The organism is Alkalihalobacterium sp. APHAB7 (assembly GCF_048323755.1).
GTDB lineage: Bacteria > Bacillota > Bacilli > Bacillales > Bacillaceae_F > Alkalihalobacterium.
In genome coordinates this window covers 322,558-343,934 of record NZ_JBLWFS010000001.1, presented here as the reverse complement: position 1 = coordinate 343,934, position 21,377 = coordinate 322,558, and the positions used below count along the sequence as shown (strand labels likewise).

General features: G+C 38.9%; 21 protein-coding genes and 1 riboswitch. Of the genes, 1 reads left to right on the top strand and 20 read right to left on the bottom strand.

The window, feature by feature from the left end:
- Positions 1-22: 22 nt before the first annotated feature.
- From ACNSTQ_RS01490 to ACNSTQ_RS01395, 20 genes are all read right to left on the bottom strand, one after another.
- Positions 23-1,030, bottom strand: a complete 1,008-nt coding sequence (locus ACNSTQ_RS01490) for a polysaccharide biosynthesis protein (RefSeq protein WP_418198081.1) — start codon at positions 1,028-1,030, stop codon at positions 23-25.
- Positions 1,031-1,048: 18 nt separating this feature from the next.
- Positions 1,049-1,657 (bottom strand): hypothetical protein, encoded by a 609-nt coding sequence (locus ACNSTQ_RS01485; RefSeq protein WP_418198080.1) that lies wholly within the window; start codon positions 1,655-1,657, stop codon positions 1,049-1,051.
- 175 nt (positions 1,658-1,832) lie between these two features.
- Positions 1,833-2,804: a flagellin gene (locus ACNSTQ_RS01480; RefSeq protein WP_418198079.1), complete on the bottom strand. Its 972-nt coding sequence runs from the start codon at positions 2,802-2,804 to the stop codon at positions 1,833-1,835.
- Positions 2,805-3,039: 235 nt separating this feature from the next.
- Positions 3,040-4,362: a UDP-glucose dehydrogenase family protein gene (locus ACNSTQ_RS01475; protein WP_418198078.1), complete on the bottom strand. Its 1,323-nt coding sequence runs from the start codon at positions 4,360-4,362 to the stop codon at positions 3,040-3,042.
- A 24-nt stretch (positions 4,363-4,386) separates the two neighbouring features.
- The gene (gene galU / locus ACNSTQ_RS01470; protein ID WP_418198077.1) at positions 4,387-5,274 is read right to left on the bottom strand and encodes a UTP--glucose-1-phosphate uridylyltransferase GalU; all 888 of its coding nucleotides are present in this window, start codon (positions 5,272-5,274) and stop codon (positions 4,387-4,389) included.
- A 141-nt stretch (positions 5,275-5,415) separates the two neighbouring features.
- Positions 5,416-5,640 carry a carbon storage regulator CsrA gene (csrA, locus tag ACNSTQ_RS01465; RefSeq protein WP_418198076.1) on the bottom strand — a complete coding sequence of 75 codons (225 nt, stop codon included), beginning with the start codon at positions 5,638-5,640 and terminating at the stop codon, positions 5,416-5,418.
- Positions 5,640-6,092 (bottom strand): flagellar assembly protein FliW, encoded by a 453-nt coding sequence (gene fliW, locus ACNSTQ_RS01460; RefSeq protein WP_418198075.1) that lies wholly within the window; start codon positions 6,090-6,092, stop codon positions 5,640-5,642. The genes csrA and fliW overlap by 1 nt, the downstream gene beginning before the upstream one ends.
- A 114-nt stretch (positions 6,093-6,206) precedes the next feature.
- Positions 6,207-6,785, bottom strand: coding sequence for a DUF6470 family protein (locus ACNSTQ_RS01455; protein ID WP_418198074.1), 579 nt, complete (start codon positions 6,783-6,785; stop codon positions 6,207-6,209).
- 132 nt (positions 6,786-6,917) lie between these two features.
- Positions 6,918-8,039 carry a flagellar hook-associated protein FlgL gene (gene flgL, locus ACNSTQ_RS01450; protein ID WP_418198073.1) on the bottom strand — a complete coding sequence of 374 codons (1,122 nt, stop codon included), beginning with the start codon at positions 8,037-8,039 and terminating at the stop codon, positions 6,918-6,920.
- Between the two features lie 17 nt (positions 8,040-8,056).
- Entirely contained in the window at positions 8,057-9,943 is a 1,887-nt protein-coding gene (gene flgK, locus ACNSTQ_RS01445) for a flagellar hook-associated protein FlgK (protein ID WP_418198072.1), read from the bottom strand.
- Between the two features lie 120 nt (positions 9,944-10,063).
- Positions 10,064-10,558 (bottom strand): flagellar protein FlgN, encoded by a 495-nt coding sequence (locus ACNSTQ_RS01440; RefSeq protein WP_418198071.1) that lies wholly within the window; start codon positions 10,556-10,558, stop codon positions 10,064-10,066.
- 26 nt (positions 10,559-10,584) lie between these two features.
- A complete protein-coding gene (flgM, locus tag ACNSTQ_RS01435) occupies positions 10,585-10,845 on the bottom strand; it encodes a flagellar biosynthesis anti-sigma factor FlgM (RefSeq protein ID WP_418198070.1) in 261 nt (86 codons plus the stop codon).
- A 75-nt stretch (positions 10,846-10,920) separates the two neighbouring features.
- Entirely contained in the window at positions 10,921-11,352 is a 432-nt protein-coding gene (locus ACNSTQ_RS01430; RefSeq protein ID WP_418198069.1) for a TIGR03826 family flagellar region protein, read from the bottom strand.
- A 425-nt stretch (positions 11,353-11,777) separates the two neighbouring features.
- On the bottom strand, positions 11,778-12,494 hold the full coding sequence (locus ACNSTQ_RS01425) for a ComF family protein (protein WP_418198068.1): 717 nt from the start codon (positions 12,492-12,494) through the stop codon (positions 11,778-11,780).
- Positions 12,491-13,996: a DEAD/DEAH box helicase gene (locus ACNSTQ_RS01420; protein WP_418198067.1), complete on the bottom strand. Its 1,506-nt coding sequence runs from the start codon at positions 13,994-13,996 to the stop codon at positions 12,491-12,493. The genes ACNSTQ_RS01425 and ACNSTQ_RS01420 overlap by 4 nt, the downstream gene beginning before the upstream one ends.
- A gap of 361 nt (positions 13,997-14,357) precedes the next feature.
- Positions 14,358-14,486, bottom strand: coding sequence for a hypothetical protein (locus tag ACNSTQ_RS01415; RefSeq protein ID WP_418198066.1), 129 nt, complete (start codon positions 14,484-14,486; stop codon positions 14,358-14,360).
- Positions 14,487-14,534: 48 nt separating this feature from the next.
- A riboswitch (cyclic di-GMP riboswitch) is annotated at positions 14,535-14,628 on the bottom strand.
- 109 nt (positions 14,629-14,737) lie between these two features.
- Positions 14,738-15,586, bottom strand: a complete 849-nt coding sequence (locus ACNSTQ_RS01410; protein WP_418198065.1) for a DegV family protein — start codon at positions 15,584-15,586, stop codon at positions 14,738-14,740.
- A gap of 394 nt (positions 15,587-15,980) precedes the next feature.
- Entirely contained in the window at positions 15,981-17,936 is a 1,956-nt protein-coding gene (locus tag ACNSTQ_RS01405) for a zinc ribbon domain-containing protein (protein WP_418198064.1), read from the bottom strand.
- 386 nt (positions 17,937-18,322) lie between these two features.
- Complete coding sequence (locus ACNSTQ_RS01400; RefSeq protein WP_418198063.1) at positions 18,323-19,027, bottom strand: response regulator; 705 nt, start codon at positions 19,025-19,027, stop codon at positions 18,323-18,325.
- A gap of 121 nt (positions 19,028-19,148) precedes the next feature.
- Positions 19,149-20,267 carry a sensor histidine kinase gene (locus ACNSTQ_RS01395; protein WP_418198062.1) on the bottom strand — a complete coding sequence of 373 codons (1,119 nt, stop codon included), beginning with the start codon at positions 20,265-20,267 and terminating at the stop codon, positions 19,149-19,151.
- A gap of 251 nt (positions 20,268-20,518) precedes the next feature.
- Here ACNSTQ_RS01395 and ACNSTQ_RS01390 point away from each other — a divergent pair, with 251 nt between their 5' ends.
- Positions 20,519-21,178: a YigZ family protein gene (locus ACNSTQ_RS01390; protein ID WP_418198061.1), complete on the top strand. Its 660-nt coding sequence runs from the start codon at positions 20,519-20,521 to the stop codon at positions 21,176-21,178.
- The last annotated feature ends 199 nt before the right edge of the window (positions 21,179-21,377 follow it).

Genomic DNA, 21,377 nt, shown 5'->3' with positions numbered 1-21,377 from the left:
ACATACTTTCCTCCAATTGCTATCAGATAAGGTCCTCTTCCCTTAACCATTTTCTTATTGTTGTTCGACTTATAGCATCTCTCTCTTGTGGAAGCTGGTATTTCTCTGATAATCTCCATTCACTTGAATATTGATCAATATTCGCTCCAAATGGAGGAGGTAATATAAACATATCATCCGTTTCATATGCTATCTTTGCTTCATCTTCAGTCATTAATTCTTCAAATCGTTTTTCACCCGGCCGTAAACCAATTTCTTCAATTATGATTGGCTTTTTAATACCATGGGTAGAAGCAACCTCTTCTATTAATACCTCTGCAAAATCAATCAACTTCACGATTGGCATTTTAAGGACAAAAACCTCTCCCCCCTTTGCCAACTCATTTGCTTTTAATATGAGTCCAATCGCCTGGGATGGAGTCATCATATACCGTAACATTGATGAATCAGTAACTGTAATTCTGCCGTGCTCTAAAATTTGTTTTTTAAATAACGGGATAACCGAACCTCTCGAGCCCATAACATTTCCAAAACGAACAGATGAAAAGATCGTCTTTTTAGGACCCTTTTGGTACTGTGCAGCCGAAATTAATCGTTCTGCAGTCAGTTTTGTTGCACCATACGTATTAGCTGGAGCAATTGCCTTATCTGTACTAGTAAAAAGTACTCTTTTTACACCGTTTGCTAACGCAGCTTGTATAACATTTTGTGTACCAATAACGTTCGTTTTTACTGCTTCAAATGGATTATATTCACAAGCTGGAACATGCTTCATTGCGGCTAAATGAAAAACATAATCTATATCTTCCATAGCTCTTGTTAACCTTATTTCATCACGAATATCTCCAACTAAATAACGTATATTTCTATACTCACTAAAATCCTGCTGTAGTTCAAACTGTTTATATTCGTCTCTGCTAAACACTCTGATAACTTTTGGGTTAAGTAATAGTAACTCCTTTAATAAATACTGACCAATTGTTCCCGTTCCACCAATGATCAATATTTTTGAACCTTTGTAAATAGACATCTTTCATTCACTTCTTTCCTAACTCAATTCAATACGCTCACCTTGTTCATCAATGGTAGTCGTGCTAATTATTTGTAATCTTTCTAATATAGGAAGTACCTCATATTGAATGATATCTGCAATTAAAACCGTATCCTTATTTTCTATAGCTTCCATTAGTGGTATTAACTCAGTCTCTAATGTTGCCATTGAAGTTAAATACTCATTCCAGTTGAGAATTTTATGGTCAAGCTGATCGATATTATTTATCATTTGTGTAATCCACTGAAGGCCCTCTAATAGTTGCACAAGTTTTTGCCATGACTCTTCTGTAGGGGTACTATAAAATTCATCAACGAGATTATTCACTTCGGGAACTGCTCGTTTTAGGTATGTTTCAGCTGAAAGTAAAATACTGCTTAATAGTTGTTTGGTCGTATGAACTATTGCCTCTACCGTTTCTATTGTGCTAAGTCTCTCTAAAATGTATTCACCGTGATCTTCGTAAACTTCTACTCCATTTACAACTAAGTGACTAAGGTGTACACCTCTTTCATTTACTCTATTATTAATTTGCTGAAACATCTCATTAATGCTTGTTTCTTCGTTATTAAACTCAAGTACTTCATCTAAAAGTTTTAACTTCATAAAAAATCTCCTAACGTCCTTTTTTATTCTTGTTAATTATATCGTCAATTTACGACAATGTTTTAACCTAAATAGAAAACCATTTTCATCTAACAAAGGTAAATATATGGTTAAGTCGACAAAATAAAAAGATCCTAGGGAGACCTAGGATCTGTCTTATAAGTTAATCTTTAAATTAACCTAATAATTGAAGTACTGATTGTGGTTGTTGGTTTGCTTGTGCAAGCATTGATTGAGAAGCTTGAGAAAGAATGTTATTCTTTGTCATATTCATTACTTCACGAGCCATATCAACGTCACGAATACGAGACTCGGCAGCTTGTAAGTTCTCAGATGAGTTGTTTAAGTTTGAGATTGTATGCTCTAAACGGTTTTGGAATGCACCAAGGTTAGAACGTTGAGCAGAAACTGCTTCAATTGCGTTGTTGATAACTTCAATAGCGTTTGTCGCTTCAGTGTGGTTTGCAACACTTAAAGCACGTTGTGTCGTAACATTAGATGTTCCGTTTGATACACCTGAAGTTCCTGCAAAACGAGCATCTGTCACCGAACCATGATTAGTTAACTCAGTTACAGATTCACCTGCGCGGATTGCTGGACTATTCGAATTCTCTTCACTAGCAACACCAAGTGATTGTGCCGTCATGCTTTGGATAGAAATAGTCATACTTTGGCCATTATTAGCACCGATTTGCAAAGTTGCTGAAAACGCACCAGCAGCTCCAGTCCCACCACCACTAAGCATCTTTTGAGTATTGAACTCAGTAGTATTAGCAATACGGTTGATCTCTGAAGTTAACTCGTTGATCTCTTTTTGAATTTCATCACGGTCAACTGTTACGTTTGTGTCGTTCGCTGCTTGAGTAGCTAGTTCACGCATACGTTGAAGGATGTTTTGAGTTTCTTGAAGAGCACCCTCCGCTGTTTGGATCATAGAGATACCGTCTTGAGCATTACGAGAAGCTTGGTCAAGACCACGGATTTGTGCACGCATTTTTTCAGAGATTGCTAGACCTGCAGCATCGTCACCAGCACGGTTAATACGAAGACCTGAAGATAATTTCTCCATTGAATTTTGCATACCGCCTTGGTTGATTCCTAATTGACGGAACGTGTTTAACGCCGAAATATTATTATTGATAATCATTTATGTTTCCTCCTTGAGTTTTACTCCGCCCACGTCCTTGTGGTTGGATTTTGGGTTTTATAGGTAAAAAGGATGGTATGCCGGCCGAACACAGCGTCCTTTTTACTTTACATTAGTATTATCGACTCCTTTCGGCAAATGTTTAATATTTTTTTTAGTATTTTATTGTTGTTCATATTTTTTTCATAAGTATATTGAATAGGTTGATAGAACTTTAGCCATTTCAAAAGGTTGGTTATTTTGAAGGTACTTTCATATTGTGATTGATTGATTTTCTCCCTATAGAGAAATATTCAATACCGGAAATTTCTACGTCACCAATGGAATAACAATTACGCCCGTCAAAAATAATCGGGGTTTTCATTATTTCTTTATATTCATTTAAAGGGAAGTTTTTAATCTCATCCCATTCTGTTAAAATGAAGGCTGCACTTGCTCCTGTTATCGCTTCTTCAATCGAGTTTTTAAACTCAACTTCCATTGGTAACACATGCCTTGCATTCTCTATCGCAATCAGGTCATAGGCAACAACATGGGCTCCTTCTCTTACCAACTCCTCAGCTATCACAATTGAAGCTGCTTCTCTCATGTCGTCCGTATTCGGCTTAAACGCCAAGCCAAGCATTGCGACTCTCAGACCTTTTAAATTACCAAATCGCTCTTTTGCCTTTTCTACTAATAATCTCTGCTGTTGGTTATTCACTTCAATAACCGACTTTAATAGATGAAATTCGTGTTCGACATTCCCGGCGATTTGTACAAGTGCTTTCGTATCTTTTGGAAAACAGGAACCGCCGTAGCCAATTCCAGCTTTTAAAAACTGGTTCCCAATCCGTTGATCCATCCCCATTCCTTTAGCAACGTCCTCGATATCGGCTCCAACCTTTTCACAAATATTTGCAATTTCGTTGATGAAGCTAATTTTTGTCGCCAAAAAGGCATTGGAACCATATTTGATCATTTCTGCACTTTCAATGTCGGTTTTAAAAACAGGGATACCAAACGGACGGTTAAGGTCTTCAATGACAGAAGCTGCTTCGGGATGGTCTGCACCAATCACTATGCGGTCGCCTCGGAAGGTGTCTTGAATCGCTGAACCTTCACGTAAAAATTCCGGGTTGGAAACGACGTCTACTGGTATACTCGTTTTACTTTTTATGATTTTTTTTATTTTTCGATTCGTTCCAATCGGTACTGTACTTTTGGTAACGATAATTGCAGGTTGGGTTATTTTATATGCAATATCTTCTGCTGCTTGAAAAATGTAAGAGAGATCTGCTGTTCCATCATGTTGTTGCGGGGTTCCAACGGAAATATAAATAACTTCTACACTTTCATAAGAGGTGTCTTTATATCTTTGAAATACAAGATTTCTTTTTTGAAGATTTGATTTCATTAATTCCTCTAACCCCGGTTCATAAATGGGGGACTTTCCTTGTTGCAACATTGCTATTTTTGCTTCATCCACATCCACGCATGTTACATGATGGCCAATTTCTGCAAGGCAGACACCTGTCACTAATCCAACGTAACCCGTTCCTACGACCGAAATATTCATACACTAACCTCCATTTTATGAAACTTACAGCACTGTATCTAACTCCAACGGTAAGGATCGCAAATACTCTTTTACTTGCGGGGCTAAGTCTTCTCGTTTTAACGCAAAGTCAATGGTTGCTTTTATAAAACCAAACTTGTCTCCGATGTCATATCTCGTTCCTTGAAAACTGTAGGCAAGTACAGCATGGTGTTCGTTCATTTGATTAATCGCATCTGTTAGTTGAATTTCACCACCTGCTCCGGGTTGTTGCTGAGCTAAATAGTCAAAAATTTCAGGACGCAGCACATATCGCCCCATAATCGCATCGTTCGAGGGTGCCTCGTTGATTTTTGGCTTTTCGACCAGTCCTCTTATATGTCTTACACCCGCTTCAATATCCGTACCATTTGGCGCAATAATTCCATATTTAGAAACATCCTGATCTTCTACCTGTTGAACCCCTACGACAGAAGAATGATAACGGTCATAGATTTGAATTAATTGTTTGGTACAAGGGGTGTCAGACAAAACAATGTCATCACCTAATAAAACGGCAAATGGTTCCTGACCGACAAACGAACGGCAGCATAAAATGGCATGACCTAAGCCCAATGGTTCCTTTTGTCGGATGTAGTGAATATTCGCCATCGTTGAAATCGACTGGACTTCTTCAAGCTGACTCCATTTTTCTTTAGAGGCTAGTGCATTTTCAAGCTCATACGATTTATCAAAATGGTCTTCAATCGCTCGTTTCCCCCTGCCACTAACGATTAAAATATCTTCAATTCCCGATTGAACAGCTTCCTCTACAATGTATTGAATCGTCGGCTTATCAACGATCGGCAGCATTTCTTTCGGTTGGGCTTTTGTTGCCGGGAGAAAACGTGTGCCTAATCCCCCAGCCGGAATGATCGCTTTTCGAACTTTCATCGACTACACCTCCATCTTCACTTAGCATAAGTGTACCAAATGAATATAAAACTACTGTTAAATTTAGTTAAAGGTACTACACAAAACGTTCATAAAAAAAGACAGATATTGTCTGTTTTAGACAAATACCTGCCTTATCTTTTATAATCCCTTTAAATAATCCGTTAAACCTGCAATCGACACACTTGCAGCCGCTTTACTGTTTTCTTCTTGAATCGCAATGTAGATTTCTTTACGGTGAATTTCGATGTTTCGCGGCGCGTCAATTCCTAGCTTAATTTGGTCCCCTTCAACGGAAAGGATTTTAATTTCAATGTCATCGCCTATCTTAATCGACTGATTGGTTTTTCGCGTAAGTACGAGCATTATTTCCCCTCCCCAGCGTGAGCCGCTTGTTGCTGGAAGAGCATGTGGCTTGTCCCGTACTCGCTTTCAGCCATTACATACTGTTTTCCTTTTTGTTTTTTTGCATTAATTATGATTGGACCTTGTAAATTCACGGTTGAATTTGTAAACGGCTCTTTAACGGTCACGATGGAAAAAATAGCGACATCATCCTGTTGCTCGATAGCCAGTTTTTCAAGTAACCCGTCCGATAGTTTCACGGAATAGTCTTGGAAAAAGTGAAATGGATTGACAAGAATAAATGCAACTTCGATTGTTTTTGTTGATTGTAATATATAAAAAGGCGTTCCTTCATCAAACGGAAGCAATACAAATTGAGTTTCTTCTTCAAATGCAGGTAATCCATTTTCAAAGTGAATGACTTTTTCTTCAGATACCTCAACTTCGCCTTTAAATTTCGTATTTATTTTCATAACGATCACCACAACTTCCTATGTAAATAATATTTTTATTCTACCATATATTTGAAAGGTCATACGGGATGTCAGTAAATCGAAATAAAACCACCTTCCTTAGAAAGTGGTAACTTATAGCCCTCTATTGATTTGAGTACCAAGAGCTTGAAACGAAATGCTGTTTTTTTGTTTTAAATAGGCGTTACTTTGCCATTTTGGGATTGTAATTTGTGGTTCATTCTTGTTCACCTGAATATTAATCGTATCCCGGTTGAAATGAATATTTGTCTCACCAGGGTCGTAGGTGAATTTGACAGAAAGGGGCTTTGGTATCGCCGCATATGTAAAATCATACGTTTGCAACTGGCTATTGGAAACAGAAATTTGGGCGATCGCTCCGTTCCCATTTTCAATTTTCATCATTTGCTCGCCTTCTTGCGCCTTCTTTTGTATGTAACCCATGACCTTTTGCTTCCCTTTTTGAGCAGACTCTTCCACTCGCTTCATCGATCCCTTAAGATTCGCATCCGCAAAAGCCACAGTTTGATCGATAAGTAACTGTGCAGCGCGTTTACTAATTTGCAGGTTATCTGTATGTTGTTGCTGAATTTGCAGGTCGGCAGGGCGTTGACGAATTTGCATCGGTGAACGATCGGATTGCCGCCCAATCTCACCACGAGTCGTCGTTATATCAATACGGGGCATATTCATAACGGGTCCCCCTTAATTAAATTACTTAGCAGTTTTATTAAAACGGTACCAGGTACCTTTAGTGGACTAAAGGTACCTGGTACCGGATTTATTCATTTTTACCGGTTTCTCACTGCATAATTTTGTTTATGGTTATCTCAAGAAGTCCATCAGCGTTGGCTGCATGATACGTGCACCCGCTGAGAGTGCTGCACGGTGGATGCTCTCTTGGGTCATTAAGTCAATAATAACTTTTTCAATATCTGCATCTTCATTTTGCGACATGATCCGCTTCGCAATGACCTCTTGTTCCATTAATCGGCTGTCAATCATTTCGACTCGATTGACACGCGCCCCTAGCTCGGCACGTTCTGATACAAAGCGGTCAATATGGTTATCTAAGTTTGCAATCATTTTTGTAATATCTGGACCTTTTGTCGATGGATCTTCTAACATTTTTTCTAAGCGTAATATATCACCGAATAAAGCATTAGAGAAAACATTTGAAGGCGTAATATTTACAGGCATTGTCACACCCTTAAGCAACTCAATCTCAACATTCGCCTGATTTTGAGAAACGGCATCTTTGTGGGAGATGACAATATCACGTTCTTTCAGTTTACTTTCAACGTCAATTGTTGGATCATCTGGATTTGGTGCAAAATGAGTAACTTCTTTTGAATTTTGATCAATCGCCACTCGTTGGTTTCCGTTTACGTAGGTTCGAACTCCATTCTCTACCCCAGCAAATTGATAGACATCTCCATTAAAAACAACTTCTAAACTATCATTCGGAAATCCGGCAACATCATCTATCGAAACATCCATCCTTTTTGAATTGACAGGAGGATTTAAAGTATCTGTTCCATTAAAGATATACTTATTATTTGATTTCGTGTTCGCCATGGATTCAATGTGCTCACGAATTTGGCTAACTTCTTTCGCGATATTGGCACGTTGTGAAGCCTCAAACGTATCATTCGAAGCTTGAACCGTGAGCTCACGAATCCGATGCATCGCTTGAGTTGTTTTATCTAATGTGGAATCGGCTGTGTCCATCCAATTATACACTTCACCAATATTTCTTTTAAATTGATCCACTTCCGTTACTTGTGTACGGTAACGCATCCCATTCATCGCAACAACAGGATCTTGGTGGGCTCGAGTGATTTTCTTTTGACTCGAAAGTTGATCTTGAAGTTTTCCAAGGCGTTCATACCCTTGGCTTACATGACGTAATGTATTGAGAGCAAGCATCGATTGTGTTACACGCATTATTTATTTACCCCCACTTACAGACCTGCTCGGCCCATTCGATTAATTATTCGATCTAACATATCGTCGATCATTGTTACATTTCTTGCAGCTGCATTATAAGCATGTTGAAATTTAATGATGTTTGCCATTTCTTCATCAAGAGAGACACTACTGGCCGACATTCTTCGCTCGTCTACCGTCGTTCTTAATGTATCAGAATTTCTCATCATTCGGTTAGCTTCGCTCGTGTTTACTGCCATATCACCGATAATCGCTTGATAAAAGCTTTGAACATTCGTCGTCGAACCACCGTAATTAAGTGTTCGATCTTTAACATTCGCTAATGCCTGTGCATTCGAGCCGTCTCCAGAAAACGAACGTTGGTTCATGTCCCCAAGGTTGATGGACCAGTTCATATCTCCAGTTGGTTGATTTCTTGGAATATTAATAACTACACCATCTTCAAATACATGTCCGTTCACCACTTCTTGTTGTGGTGCACCATTAACAGAATAGAACCATTTATTATCTGTTGAATTGTATTCAACTGTAACTTGTTTTGGATTATCACCGTTAAACAATCCTGAGGCAGTCGGCATCGGCCCATTGTATGCAGCATCCCCTGCTTGCAAGCTTCTTACATTGGATGCCCCAGAAGCTGCGATATTGTCTAACTCAGCTTGTATTTTGGCTGAAAGTTGTAACTTTGAAGCTGCACCTTTCACATTATCACTTGTTGGCCAAGTATCAGGAGCACCTTTAAAAGTAAAAAAGTCAAGAGCTTCTACCTTACTGCCATTCTTCATATCGTTTAGTGACCAACCTTGACGATGTACCGCATTTAATTCTTGAGCAAAAGTAAAAACCATTGTATCCAATTGATGTAACATGTCCGGATAAACGCCAAGTTCATTCCCTTGTGCATCCAAGTAACCGTATGCTTCCATTTCTCCAACAAGCTTTCCATGAGCTTTAAACTCATTAACAGTAAAAGAAGTTACACCGCCTGCAGTGTTTAAATCAACTCCGGAACTTATCGTTCCAGGGGGAGCAAAATAGAGCTTTTCAATCAGCCCTTTTTCACCATTAACACCCTGTTCATAGCCAACCTTAACTTCGTTTGTTTCAAACGTTCGGCCATTTACTAATGTTACTCCGAACTCACGGCCATTCTCATCGGCCAATTTTATGGTATATAAACCTTCCGCTACACTTGATGGGTTGCCGCCACTTGCTACTGGCTCTACTTTTATATTCACAATCTTTGAAAGTTGGTCAACTAGTAAATCCCGCTGATCATACAAATCATTGGGTACATAGCCGTGCGGTTCTACTTTAGAGATTTGTAGATTAATATTATTGATTTGACGGATGATAGAGTTCATTTCATGTGTCGTACCATCGATCTGTTGCTGCAGTTCTCGCTGTACCGTTTTCAAAGAATCAGAAACGTTATTAAAAGTTTCTGAAAGAGCAATTCCATGTTGACGCACAACTGAACGAGCACCTGCATCTTCAGGATGCACAGAAAGATCTTGCAGTGCATTCCAAAACCGATCCATCGTATTGGCAATTCCATTCTCAGATGGCTCATTCATAATATCTTCCATCTTTTCCAAAGCATTAAAGCGAGCTTCCCAAAAACCATGTTTAGAATTTTCATTTCGATATTGAAGGTCTAAAAATTGTTCACGGTATCGCTGGATGGAATCAACGTTGACTCCTGTACCGATTTGACCGGGTATTCCTGGTCTTGTAAAAGATGAACCCGGGAACGCCTCTCCAGGTGTTAAATTCACACGTTGTCTTGAATAACCCGGTGTATTGGCATTCGCAATATTATGCCCTGTTGTATGAAGCGCTCCTTGATGAGCCATTAAACTACGTCGTGCTGTTTCTAGTCCGTGAAATGTAGAAATCATTCGATGCTCCTCCGTTAGTTTCTCTCTAGTAATCTTTTATTAAAATCTTAGTTTAGCGTTTCCCCGTAAACATGTACTCACTTAAAATATGTTGGTTTTATTGTTATGCAATAAAGTCCTCTATGCTTTTGAATCAAATATCGATCGTTTCGTTTCTAGATCATGATTTTTTTGTGCTGGGCGCTGATAATTAATTTCATCTGGTTCCGGCACCATCAGGTCAAGGGAAAGGTTCACAAACCGCAACGAATCTTCGATGAGCTGTTGATTGAGCTCATTGTTCTTTTTTAATGTATCAATTTCTGACATAAGAGCGCGATGTAGTTTAGTTAAGATGGGCTGTTCCTCTTTTGGCGCAAGTTCTATCAGTTGATCCATCGTTACGCCTTCTGTTACCAAACCCTTGCCTTTTAAAAATTGTTCAACCACTAATAGCCTGTCTTGCTCAAGCTTTCTTAATTGGTGAATCAGAGCCCCCTCTTTTTTGATGAGCACATCTAAAGCCGAGATATCACTTTTACGGACAACTTCTGTTTTTTCTACTGCAATCTCATTGAACGTTTTATGCAATTTAGTAAGATCTGCTAATATGGCGATAACTGCTTTTGCTGACATACTCATCCTCCTGACCCTCTCAATTATCATTGGTTCCAATAGTCATAAAGCTTATTAGCTACAGCTTGGGCATCTACCTTGTAATTCCCAGATTGGACTTTTTCTTTTAATTCATTCACTTTTTCTTGACGAGCGGCATCAATTTTTGTGCTTTGTTGAAGCTCCATTGCTGCCTTCGAAATTTGAAGTTGATCTTTCTTCATCTTCGTTTCGTTAGTTGCCATTTGCTTTTCCACTTGTTTACGATACGTGGTGTTTTGGATCGCTTGATATGGATTGATCTTCATTGATGACACCCCTTTTCTTCGAGTTTTTTAATGCTCTTTTCTTTTTTATCGGCAGAGATATACTTACTATTAATACTACTTTCTTCTTATTTCATCGTTAAATAAGTGATAGGTCCTTCTCGATGCGTTTTCTTTTTGACGATTTCGTTCAGCAATTTCATTTTCTTTATTATGTTGATCAAGTCCTTGTTGGAGGTTTTTATTACAACTTGAACAAATTCTTCCCTCACGTATAATCGTTCCACAAGAGTCACAAGGATAACCTAAGTTTGGAAATTGCGCCATTTGCAACCGACCTTCACGAATAAATTGAAAGATGTAGTCCTCCTTTACTCCTGTTGCTTCTACCACTTCAGAAATAGACGCTTTTCGATTTTCTCTTTTTCGAATGAATGTATACACTGTTTGGAACATTTGATCGATTTCTTTATGACATTTATCACATACTGACCGTAATGCTTTGACAAATAGCCCCCCGCATTTTGGACAATTTTCTAAATTAGGCATACGATTCCCCCCTGATCTTCCTATTATACCCTATCGTTGTAATATTACCTTGTTCATATCAGTACGTCTGTCATGACACAACAGCACATAGCATGACAGGTGCTGTTGTGATATCTTTTTTTCTTTATATCGGCAAGAAGGGTTTAACTTTTTAGGGTTTTATGTTGTCTGTAGTATTTTATTTTAACTATTTAGGGATCAGTTCAATATAAGTACAACATCGAGCCACAAACATATTGCCATCATTCTAGTTATATCAGGGAGAAATCTTTTCCTATTGATGCGGTTTTAATTTTTCGGCTTTATTCTTAATTATCAGTGGAACTTTGATTATTTCGTTGCAACTCTAAATTTATCGGCGGAACTTTGATTATTTCGGCACAACTTTCAATATATCGCCGTAGCTGTGATTATTTCCGGTTATATCACCCCCGTGCCACCGTCAGCGAAGAAACCGACTTCGCACCGCAGTCCAGCAGTGCCTTTGCTGCATAGCGTAGCGTTGCACCTGTTGTATAAATGTCATCGACGATGGTGATGTGTGCAGATGTAACCTGTTCTCGTACACCAGCAACAACGACAAACGGATTTTCCACCTTACGAATGCGCGCCTCACGTGTTTTCTTACTTTGCTTTTCTTCATGATGCGCTCGCTTGAGGGCGTGCACCGGCGCTCCAACCATGCTCGCCAATACGTCCGCTTGGTTAAAGCCTCGCTCATACAGGCGCTCGTCACTTAATGGGATGGGAACGAGAACATTACTTCTACACTCACTGCGGTACAAACTTAGTAGCGACTCACCGAACGCCTCCCCCAATGCATAATCGCCACGATACTTAAACTTAGCCATCATTTCTTTTAAAAATGAATTGTACTGGTACACCGAGCAGTTTTTCGTTAGAACCCCTTGCCACTGCACGTCATCCTCCCAGCGAATGCAGTCACTGCACAAGGTGCCGTTATGGTAGGTTTCATCAAGATCATTTAACGACCGACCGCATATTTCACATAGGGGACCAGCTAAGCTTTCAAGTTTCCCGCTGCATTTCTCACACAGCAACTTCTCTTTTTCTACACCAAAAATTCCTCCCCAGCTCGCACGCACTTGAAGATGCGCATCACAATAAAGACACCGTTTCATCCTTCAAAACCTGCTTCCTTATTCATCTGCATGATATGGCGTTTCGCTTCAACCATTGCTGTCGTCTTCCCATAATGAAACAAAGTGATGTTACCGGTAGGGTAATCTTTGTGGCGACCGACACGACCTGAAATTTGCACGAGTGCACTTTCTGTAAAAATTGCTTCTTCCGCCCCAAGCACGGCCACATCAATATTAGGCACAGTCACCCCGCGTTCTAAAATTGTTGTCGTAATCAATAGTTGAAGGTCACCACTGCGAAATTTTGCTACTTTTTCATGACGCTGTGCATCTTCTGCATGAACACTTTCACATACAAGCCCTAATTCTCTTAGTATTGGAACGAGCTGCTGGCCCACTTCAATCGTTGGCACGAATAAAAAAGCTTGTTTGTTTTTTTCAGAGCGCTCGATAAGCCACCTTTGCACATTTTTCGGGAGGCTCTTCTTGGAGATCTGTTTTTTCCAGTGTCCACACCATTCAAACTGAGGAATAGGTAACGGGTAGCCATGGTAACGTTTCGGTACTTTTATATGTGGAATTTGTTTGAGTTCGGTTGAAGGAGTTGCCGTTAAAAAGATAGTTACTCCATCGTCTTTTTGTGCTTTTTTAACAGCAAATCGAAGGCTTTTATCATAGGAGTACGGGAAGGCATCGACTTCATCAACAATGATGACGTCAAAATAATTTCTGTAACGCAGCAATTGATGAGTTGTGGAAATGACCAGTTGAGCGGGATTACCACGGTCTTCACTTCCACCATAGAGGGAGATAATTGAAGTGTTTGGAAATGCCGCTTTTATTCGAGGGGTTAGTTCAATGACTACATCGGTGCGCGGTGCCGCGATTACTACATTTTTTCCTTCTGATAAAGCATGAGCTATTCCTTGAAACAGCATTTCGGTTTTTCCAGAACCGCAAACCGCCCATATCAGAAAGGAAGTTCGTTCTTTAATCGCCTCGACTAATTGGTTTGATGCCGTTTCCTGTTCATGGGATAACGTACCATTCCAAGCAAGCAAAGTTTCAGTAGCTTCGAACTGTGGCGTTGGGCCGGTCCATCGAATGAGCGGTGTACATTGCGACACCCTCCCAAGCATGATGCATTTTCGGCAATAGCTACACATGCAAAGACACCGAGAGCACATATAAGAGACGATGCGATCTGTGGCGTCGTTCCCACATCGTGTACATGTAGGGTTACCAGAACAAAAGTCGATACCACGAGTATACGTAATATAGCCATTACGATAATGTTCATGTAGTTCTTGGAGTGTAAAAGGGAGTTCATCAAGTAGGAGTTCGCGACCAGATAAAAAGGATTGTAAGTTAGCGGAAAATTGATAATGGGTGTTTAACGAAGGTTCCGGCAATGAGGGAAGTAGACCAATCGAAGTCGGGGGAATAACAACGGACGAAGGATGATACTTTTTTATAAGCGGTTCAGGAACTAAGTACTCGTTTCCTTCGACCACTACAACAGCAAATCGCAAAAAATTCACCACCTTGTTTCATTTGAGGTTTAGATTTACACAGTTGTTTAATTAGACGTCGAATGGAAAAATCCTTTTGAAAAAATGTGAAGTTCACATTTCGGCTAATAAAATGTTCAAATTGGACAATAAAAATTGCATTTCCGACAATAAGTCACTTCATCGCTTCAGAAAGTGGCTGAACTTGCAGAAAAATCAGCTATCATAAATGAACCCAAATAAAATCACTTCAACTAATTACAAGTATAGTGGGGCTCAGTTCCTATTTTCTGAAAAATGACCAAGCCTTAACCATTCCTCCATCCAACCCGCCTAATTTACCAAAAAAAAAAAACTCCCGCAATCTCAAATTACGGAAGTTTCACTTTCATCAAATCTTTGCTCCTAACAGGGCAACTAAAGCTCCCACTAGAACAGCCACTGCTGGAATAACGAGAAAATTCACCATTAATTGTCTGCGCTTTTTTCTCTTTTGTGCTTCTTCAGGCGTTAAATACATTTTTTGTAACCTCCATTATTTTCATATCACCATACGGAGGACGATCAGTTCGGTAACTGGCTGGCATATTGAACAGAACTCCTTCAATGAAGCCCCTCTAGCTTTGCGTCATCATCTTTCAATGATTTTGCCCTTTTCGTATGATACCGTTTTATTATCGACACTTTACGACAAAAGTTTAAGGATTTATTTGTGACAAAATAAAAAAACAACTGAACATCTGCACCGATGCTCAGTTGTTTTTCCTATTATTACGCTACGTACCAACTAATGCCTAGGCTTCCCTCACCTAAGTGTGATCCAATTACAGGACCAAAATAACTAACCCCTACTTCAGCTTCAGGGTACTTTGCTCTTAACTCTTCTGCAATTCTCTCTGCTTCACTTAAGCGATTAGAGTGAATGACCGTAATCTGGACCGCACTTTTTCCTGTAACGCTTTCGTCCAATAAACTATGAATACGTTGCAATGCTTTTTTCTCTGTACGCACTTTTTCAAACGGCATTATTTTTCCGTCTACAAAGTGAAGCACAGGCTTAATTTTTAACAAGCTGCCGACAAATAACTGTGCGGCATTCAATCGCCCGCCACGGTGCAAGTGATTCAAATCGTCCACCATGAAGTAGGCATTTATGTTATTTCTCATAACCTCAAGATGTGCGTCGATTTCTTCTATGTTCTTTCCTTCACTCGCAAGTTTCTCAGCCTCTAATACGAAGTAGCCTTGCGGTGAGCAGCTGATTTTTGAGTCAAAGCCTCTTACATCAAAATCCTCTACCATTTCTGCAGCGCTCATCGCCGATTGATACGTTCCGCTAATATCACTTGATAACGTGATGCAAATCGCCGCATCGTATCCATCACGTTTCAGTTGCTCAAACAACTCGACAAACAAGCCGATCGCTGGCTGTGAGGTCGTTGGCAGTTTTTCCGTCGTTTTCATTCTTTTGTAAAACTCGCTCGCTGTAATTTCAACTTCCTCTTGAATTGCTTCTTCGCCAAAAACAACATTTAATGGAACCATTTTAATGTTCTTCTGTTCACGCAATGTTTCTGACAAATACGCTGTACTGTCTGTGACAATCGCAATTTTACTCAAAGAAATGACCTCGCTTTATGTATGTTATTGTAATATGTTATCGTTTTTTATTGCGCTTGATTTTCCACTTTAATACCATTCGCCAAATCCAATGAAATTCCTTTAAATTCTTTCTAGTACAAGCTTTACACGTTTATTTTCCCCAAACAAACTTGGCTCAATTTACATTAGTTTCGTCCCACCCTTATTTTATTAAAAATCGATGATATATTCAAAATATAAGAACCAACTTGAACCTTCGCAACAATAATTACATTGCATTGGAAAAAACTTTGTAATAAAAAAACTCTAGAAATAGATTCATGTAGTATTAGGTCAAACAATTCCTTTCATCAAACCTCACAGGACTTCACAGAAATAATAAAAAGAGGGTGCCATTTCACCCTCTTAATAATCAGTTACCTTCAATTTTTGTTAATAACAAATCATTCCCATCAACAACAGCTGTATAAATCCAAGTAAAATCTTTCACTTCTTCATTCCCATTACTATAGATGATTTTAGTAACCTCATAGGTTTCAATATAGATCGTTTCCCCATCCATTTCAAAATCTATTATTTCACTTTTCACATATTCTTCCTTAACACCTCGTTCCGATAAACGATCGACTAACGACTTTTGATCATTATATAAGGAACTTCCTGATTTCAAATAGGGTTCAACAATTTTAAAGTCTCCCTTATTTATCGCTTCTATTAACTTATGAGAATAACTCTCCATTAAGTCATACACTTTTTCTTCAACGTAAGAATAACTTGGTGGATCTGTTTCACTTTTCATATCTCGGTTAACAGGCGCATTTCCATGCCAACTTGATGTAAATTCTACGATATTATCATTTTCCACCTTTGTAAGGTTTTCTAATGGCGTATGTTGAAATTCATAATTAGCATCAATATCGTATAAGTTGCTTACTTTCCAACTTTTCTCCTCATCATCATACGTATATATAAATGTTTTATAAGAGGCATCCGGTAAAAGGTATTCGTCTTCAGGTGAATATATGTAAACATAATTACCTTCTACTTCAACCATCGACACCATCGTTGCCATCCATTTATTATCATTGTAATGCAGCGTCAGACTATCATTTAAGAAGTTCATACCTAAAAACTTTAACGTCATTATCGTTTCTGAAGCTGTATTCCGTTCGACGATTGTATTAAAATATTCTATAAACGAGGCGTCTGTTGTCGTTAGTTTCGTAATATCCGATGAAAAATGGGCTGGAAAAAATTCTTTAGTAAATGCCAATGAGAGATCTACTAACTGCTTTTGTAAGCCTTCATCTGAAGAAAAATCAATTTCTACATAATTACTATCTATTTTTCTTTCCTCAGTCTTAAGTGTACCCCATGGATATTCAACCTCAACACTAAATGTCATAGACCCATCTGTTAGCACAGGACCAAATGTAGAATGACGAATAGGGTCGACATTCACATCCTCCCCATTAATAAAAAGTTTGGCAGTAACTGGAGGTTCTGACTGAAAACCAAAATCAAGTGTTACACTTTCTGCGTCTAACTCAACATGATGATAAACGCTAGCGTTTAAGGCTGTAATTTCATTGGAATAAACTAAATCTACAAAATCACTATTTAAAGTTGCTTCTAAAGTCAGAATGCCCGGGAAATAAGGACCAAATTCCTTCTCATATTCTGGTTGATCGGAGACAGCAACCTGTTCACCATTTATAGAAAGAGAGACATCTTTATAATCCGTACTAAGCGTGACATAAACAGGCTCAACTACTAACTGGTAATTGTCATATAAGATACCTTTCCCCTCGTGACTTAACGTCACAAGACCATAGGAGAAAAATTCTTCAGCCAAACCAAATACATCTTGATCGATACCTCTGGAACCCGAATACATTTGCGAATACATTTTCGATTGCATCTTTAAGTCAGTTATAACTTCCCCAAACTTAGCTGGGTTATCATTCATATACTGAATAAAACCACTTGCAGAATTTGCGTTAACTTCTAGACCACTAGGTGTAGTTAAAAATTTTGCAACAGCCTTCTCATCTTTTTCAATCACTGCCGCTTCAAATCGGTCAATTAACCGATCTTTATCCGTTAGAGCTTCTCCTGCCTTAAAACCACCAAACAATAAGATGATTGCAGCACCCGTAATTGCTAACCATATCTTTGTCTTTTGGGTCATCGGTTTCATTGGCGGCGGGGTTCTTTTAGAATTGCTGCCTTGGGTTGTTGTTGATTCTGAATGTTTTACTATATTTGGATTACTATTAGTAGTTCTACCTGTTACAGGAGCACCACATTCTTTACAAAACTGTGCTTCTTCTGATAATTGACTGCCACATTCTTTACAGAACTTCATTTATCTCCCCCAAATTTACTAGATTTTACTTTAAAATTATATTACAGAAGCCTCACTAAATACACTACTATTTTACTATTAATTTACAATAATTTTAAAAGTTACTAATTTAGAAGAGGAAGCGATAAAGCTTACACTCATTTCGATGGGTGTTTCCTTCATCCCTCAACTGAAAACAATTTCCCTACCATTTACTCAGTAGTGACCAAAAATCAAAGTGCTAAAATATACGCTCTTTTCTCAAAGATTGTCGCTATTTGTTTGGTCTGTTAGCAAACTAGGGCTTGATAAACGGTACGAAACAACAATGAATATCCTAACATAGTCAATACAAAAAAGGATAACCTGTATAATACAAGTTACCCTTTTCTACCATCTTATAGAATTTATCTCACCATAACCCAGCCGTTTTTAATAGATTCAACAACAGCTTGTGTACGGTCATTTACACTCATTTTCTGTAAAATATTACTTACATGGTTCTTAACGGTTTTTTCACTAATATATAGTGCTTCCCCAATCATACGGTTGCTGTAACCGTCTGTCATCAGCTGAAGCACTTCGCATTCGCGACGCGTTAAAATGTGAAGCGGCTTACGATATTCAACTTCACGGAAGCCAATTTCAGATGCATCGCCTTCATCTTCGTTTGCTAGACGGCGATAGTCTTTAATCAAATTATGCGTGACTTTCGGGTGAATGTAAGCTCCACCTTCACCAACGACTTTAACGGCTTGAATTAGTGCATCAGCGTCCATTTCTTTTAATAGATAACCGGCTGCACCAGTTTTCAGTACGTGTGTGACATAAGACTCGTCGTCATGAATCGATAGAATTAAAACTTTTACATCTGGATACTTCTGAATTAAATCACGAGTTGCTTCCATACCATTTACTTTTGGCATGTTAATATCCATTAAAATGACATCCGGGCGATGCTCCTCTACTAGAGCAAGAGCTTGTTCCCCATCTTCACCTTCAGCGACTACATCAAAGTTATCTTCCATTGCTAAAATACGTTTTACACCTTCACGGAATAGTTGATGATCATCAATGATGACAATACGTATATTTCGATCTTTATTAAACATGTTTTCACCTCTCGTTAGCTTTAACTGCTTGTCTTACGGTTTGCTTGTCCAGCTTCGACGCCCAGCGTCTAGTGGACTTACGATATGCTTTATTACATCCATCAGTAAATTCTTCTAGTCTTTAAATAGGTACTTCGATAACAATTCCTGTACCTACATTAATTTTCGACTGAATGGTCATTTGGCCTTTTAGCATATTGACTCGTTCTTTCATACCAAGTAATCCGAAGGACCCTTCTTTTTTTACAGATTGATCAAAGCCTTTCCCATCGTCCTTAACTATTATTATAACCTTGTTCAACTTAATTTCAATTTTAACTTGGACCTCTTTTGGTTCGGCATGTTTATAGGCATTTTGTACCGCTTCCTGAACCAAGCGGAATAATGCAACTTCAAGCCTAGGCTGTAAACGCCGTTCTTTTCCAAGGCTTTTAAACCGAATGGCTATACCTGTCCTTTCTTCAAATGTAGTTAGGTATTTAGACAGGGTTGGGATCAAGCCTAAATCATCAAGTGCCATTGGCCTTAGATCGTAAATAATTCTTCTTACTTCTGAAAGGGACGATTTAACCATTTTTCGTAAGTCTCGTATCTCTATAAGAGCCGCGTCTATTCCTTTATCTAGGTAGGTCCGTTCAATTAATTCTGAGCGAAGCATAACATTAGCTAGCATTTGGGCTGGTCCATCATGAATTTCTCGTGATAGACGTCTTCGTTCTTCTTCTTGAGCTTCAATAATTTTCAACCCAAATTCTTGTTTTTCTTTCGCTTCTTCTAATTTTTCACCTAACTGTTGAATGTCACTCGATAGAAAGTTATAAACGACCGACATTTGACCGACTAACCGTTCCGCTCGTTCCACGGTTTCCTTCAAAGAAACAATTCGTCGTTCAATCGAGTCCCGTCTTTCACGCAAACGCATTTCCTCTTGTTGCAAAACCGCTAACTGAACTTGGAATTCATTTGCCTGCTCATAAGCAGCTTTAACTTCCTCTTTACTATATTTATTAAAGTTTTTACTCACTTCAGCAAGACGATTTCTAGAGAATCGTGCGTGTAATTGCGTACGGTCATTTTCATCAATCACTTTAGCAACTTTATGGCGAATATCTTTCAATTCTTCATTTAAGATAGCAAATTCTTTTCGGGATTGTTCACCAATTCGAAAGACTTGTTCGCGACTCTCGTCGACCGTCTCGATCGTTTTCTTAATTATGACCTCTAATTCGGATTGTGCCACTGCGCCCACCAACCTTAAATTCTCTTACAATAGTAATTTGGGAGTAATTATATTCTTTCATCTATTATGACACGGATTAGCTGTACATTATATATGATCATTTTACCATAACTCCTGGTGGACAAGGACAAATTTAGCATACCATTCTATTATTACAGGACTGTTTCGATGGTGTGTAAAACTGTGGTATGATTTTTAGACAATATATGCCAAGGTTCTAAAAAATTTTCAGGAGATAAGGTGGGGTTCCATTGTTACTTTCTTATTTAACCGTTAAGAGTTACGGAGAACACGAGATCAATATTCAACGCTCTAGATTTATTACCTATATCGATCGCGCAACGACAGAAGATGAGGCCCAACTGTTTATTGAAAAGATTAAGAAAAAGCATTGGGATGCCAATCACAATTGTTCAGCCTATCTCATTGGAGAAAACGATGAAGTTCAAAAAGCAAACGATGACGGTGAGCCGAGCGGTACAGCTGGAGTGCCGATATTAGAAGTGTTGAAAAAGCGTGGCTTGAAAGATACAGTCGTCGTTGTGACACGTTACTTTGGCGGCATCAAGCTCGGTGCCGGCGGTTTAATCCGTGCATATGGAGGCGCAACAAGTGAAGGGTTGAACGCAGTTGGGATTGTTGAACGAAAGCTCATGCAGGTGATGCATACTACGATCGATTATCACTGGTTAGGCAAAGTTGAAAACGAGTTGCGTCAATCGCCCTATATATTGAAGGAAATTAATTATTTGGAACAGGTAGAAGTGCAAGCTTATGTTGAAAAACAACAAACGGACCAGTTTACCGACTGGATGACCAATTTAACAAGCGGACAAGCCTCTATAGTCACAGGTAAAGTCCAATACCTCGAAAACCCGGTAGCAGGTACCTTTAGTGATGCAGAGAACTAAAGGTACCTGCTACCTTAACAACATCACCGCATCAACGCACCACATCTGCGGCGCCCATTAATCTCAACCTACAACTGTACTGAATTAACTTCTCAAGTAATAGATGAAACCCAATACCTAAAAAAAAATCATGACTAAAGTCGTTATCGTTCGACAGCATCTTTACGGAATTTGTCTCATGAGGTAAGATATTTTTAAT

Coding starts and splice junctions, on each gene's coding strand:
- galU (WP_418198077.1), bottom strand. CDS start 5,274: ATGAAAGTTCGAAAAGCGATCATTCCGGCTGGGGGATTAGGCACACGT.
- ACNSTQ_RS01425 (WP_418198068.1), bottom strand. CDS start 12,494: ATGAAACGGTGTCTTTATTGTGATGCGCATCTTCAAGTGCGTGCGAGC.
- csrA (WP_418198076.1), bottom strand. CDS start 5,640: ATGCTCGTACTTACGCGAAAAACCAATCAGTCGATTAAGATAGGCGAT.
- ACNSTQ_RS01430 (WP_418198069.1), bottom strand. CDS start 11,352: ATGCCTAATTTAGAAAATTGTCCAAAATGCGGGGGGCTATTTGTCAAA.
- ACNSTQ_RS01475 (WP_418198078.1), bottom strand. CDS start 4,362: ATGAATATTTCGGTCGTAGGAACGGGTTACGTTGGATTAGTGACAGGT.
- ACNSTQ_RS01415 (WP_418198066.1), bottom strand. CDS start 14,486: ATGTATTTAACGCCTGAAGAAGCACAAAAGAGAAAAAAGCGCAGACAA.
- ACNSTQ_RS01455 (WP_418198074.1), bottom strand. CDS start 6,785: ATGAATATGCCCCGTATTGATATAACGACGACTCGTGGTGAGATTGGG.
- fliW (WP_418198075.1), bottom strand. CDS start 6,092: ATGAAAATAAATACGAAATTTAAAGGCGAAGTTGAGGTATCTGAAGAA.
- ACNSTQ_RS01485 (WP_418198080.1), bottom strand. CDS start 1,657: ATGAAGTTAAAACTTTTAGATGAAGTACTTGAGTTTAATAACGAAGAA.
- ACNSTQ_RS01440 (WP_418198071.1), bottom strand. CDS start 10,558: ATGTCAGCAAAAGCAGTTATCGCCATATTAGCAGATCTTACTAAATTG.
- flgL (WP_418198073.1), bottom strand. CDS start 8,039: ATGCGTGTAACACAATCGATGCTTGCTCTCAATACATTACGTCATGTA.
- ACNSTQ_RS01480 (WP_418198079.1), bottom strand. CDS start 2,804: ATGATTATCAATAATAATATTTCGGCGTTAAACACGTTCCGTCAATTA.
- flgK (WP_418198072.1), bottom strand. CDS start 9,943: ATGATTTCTACATTTCACGGACTAGAAACAGCACGACGTAGTTTAATG.
- ACNSTQ_RS01490 (WP_418198081.1), bottom strand. CDS start 1,030: ATGTCTATTTACAAAGGTTCAAAAATATTGATCATTGGTGGAACGGGA.
- ACNSTQ_RS01405 (WP_418198064.1), bottom strand. CDS start 17,936: ATGAAGTTCTGTAAAGAATGTGGCAGTCAATTATCAGAAGAAGCACAG.
- ACNSTQ_RS01400 (WP_418198063.1), bottom strand. CDS start 19,027: ATGTTTAATAAAGATCGAAATATACGTATTGTCATCATTGATGATCAT.
- flgM (WP_418198070.1), bottom strand. CDS start 10,845: ATGAAGATCAATCCATATCAAGCGATCCAAAACACCACGTATCGTAAA.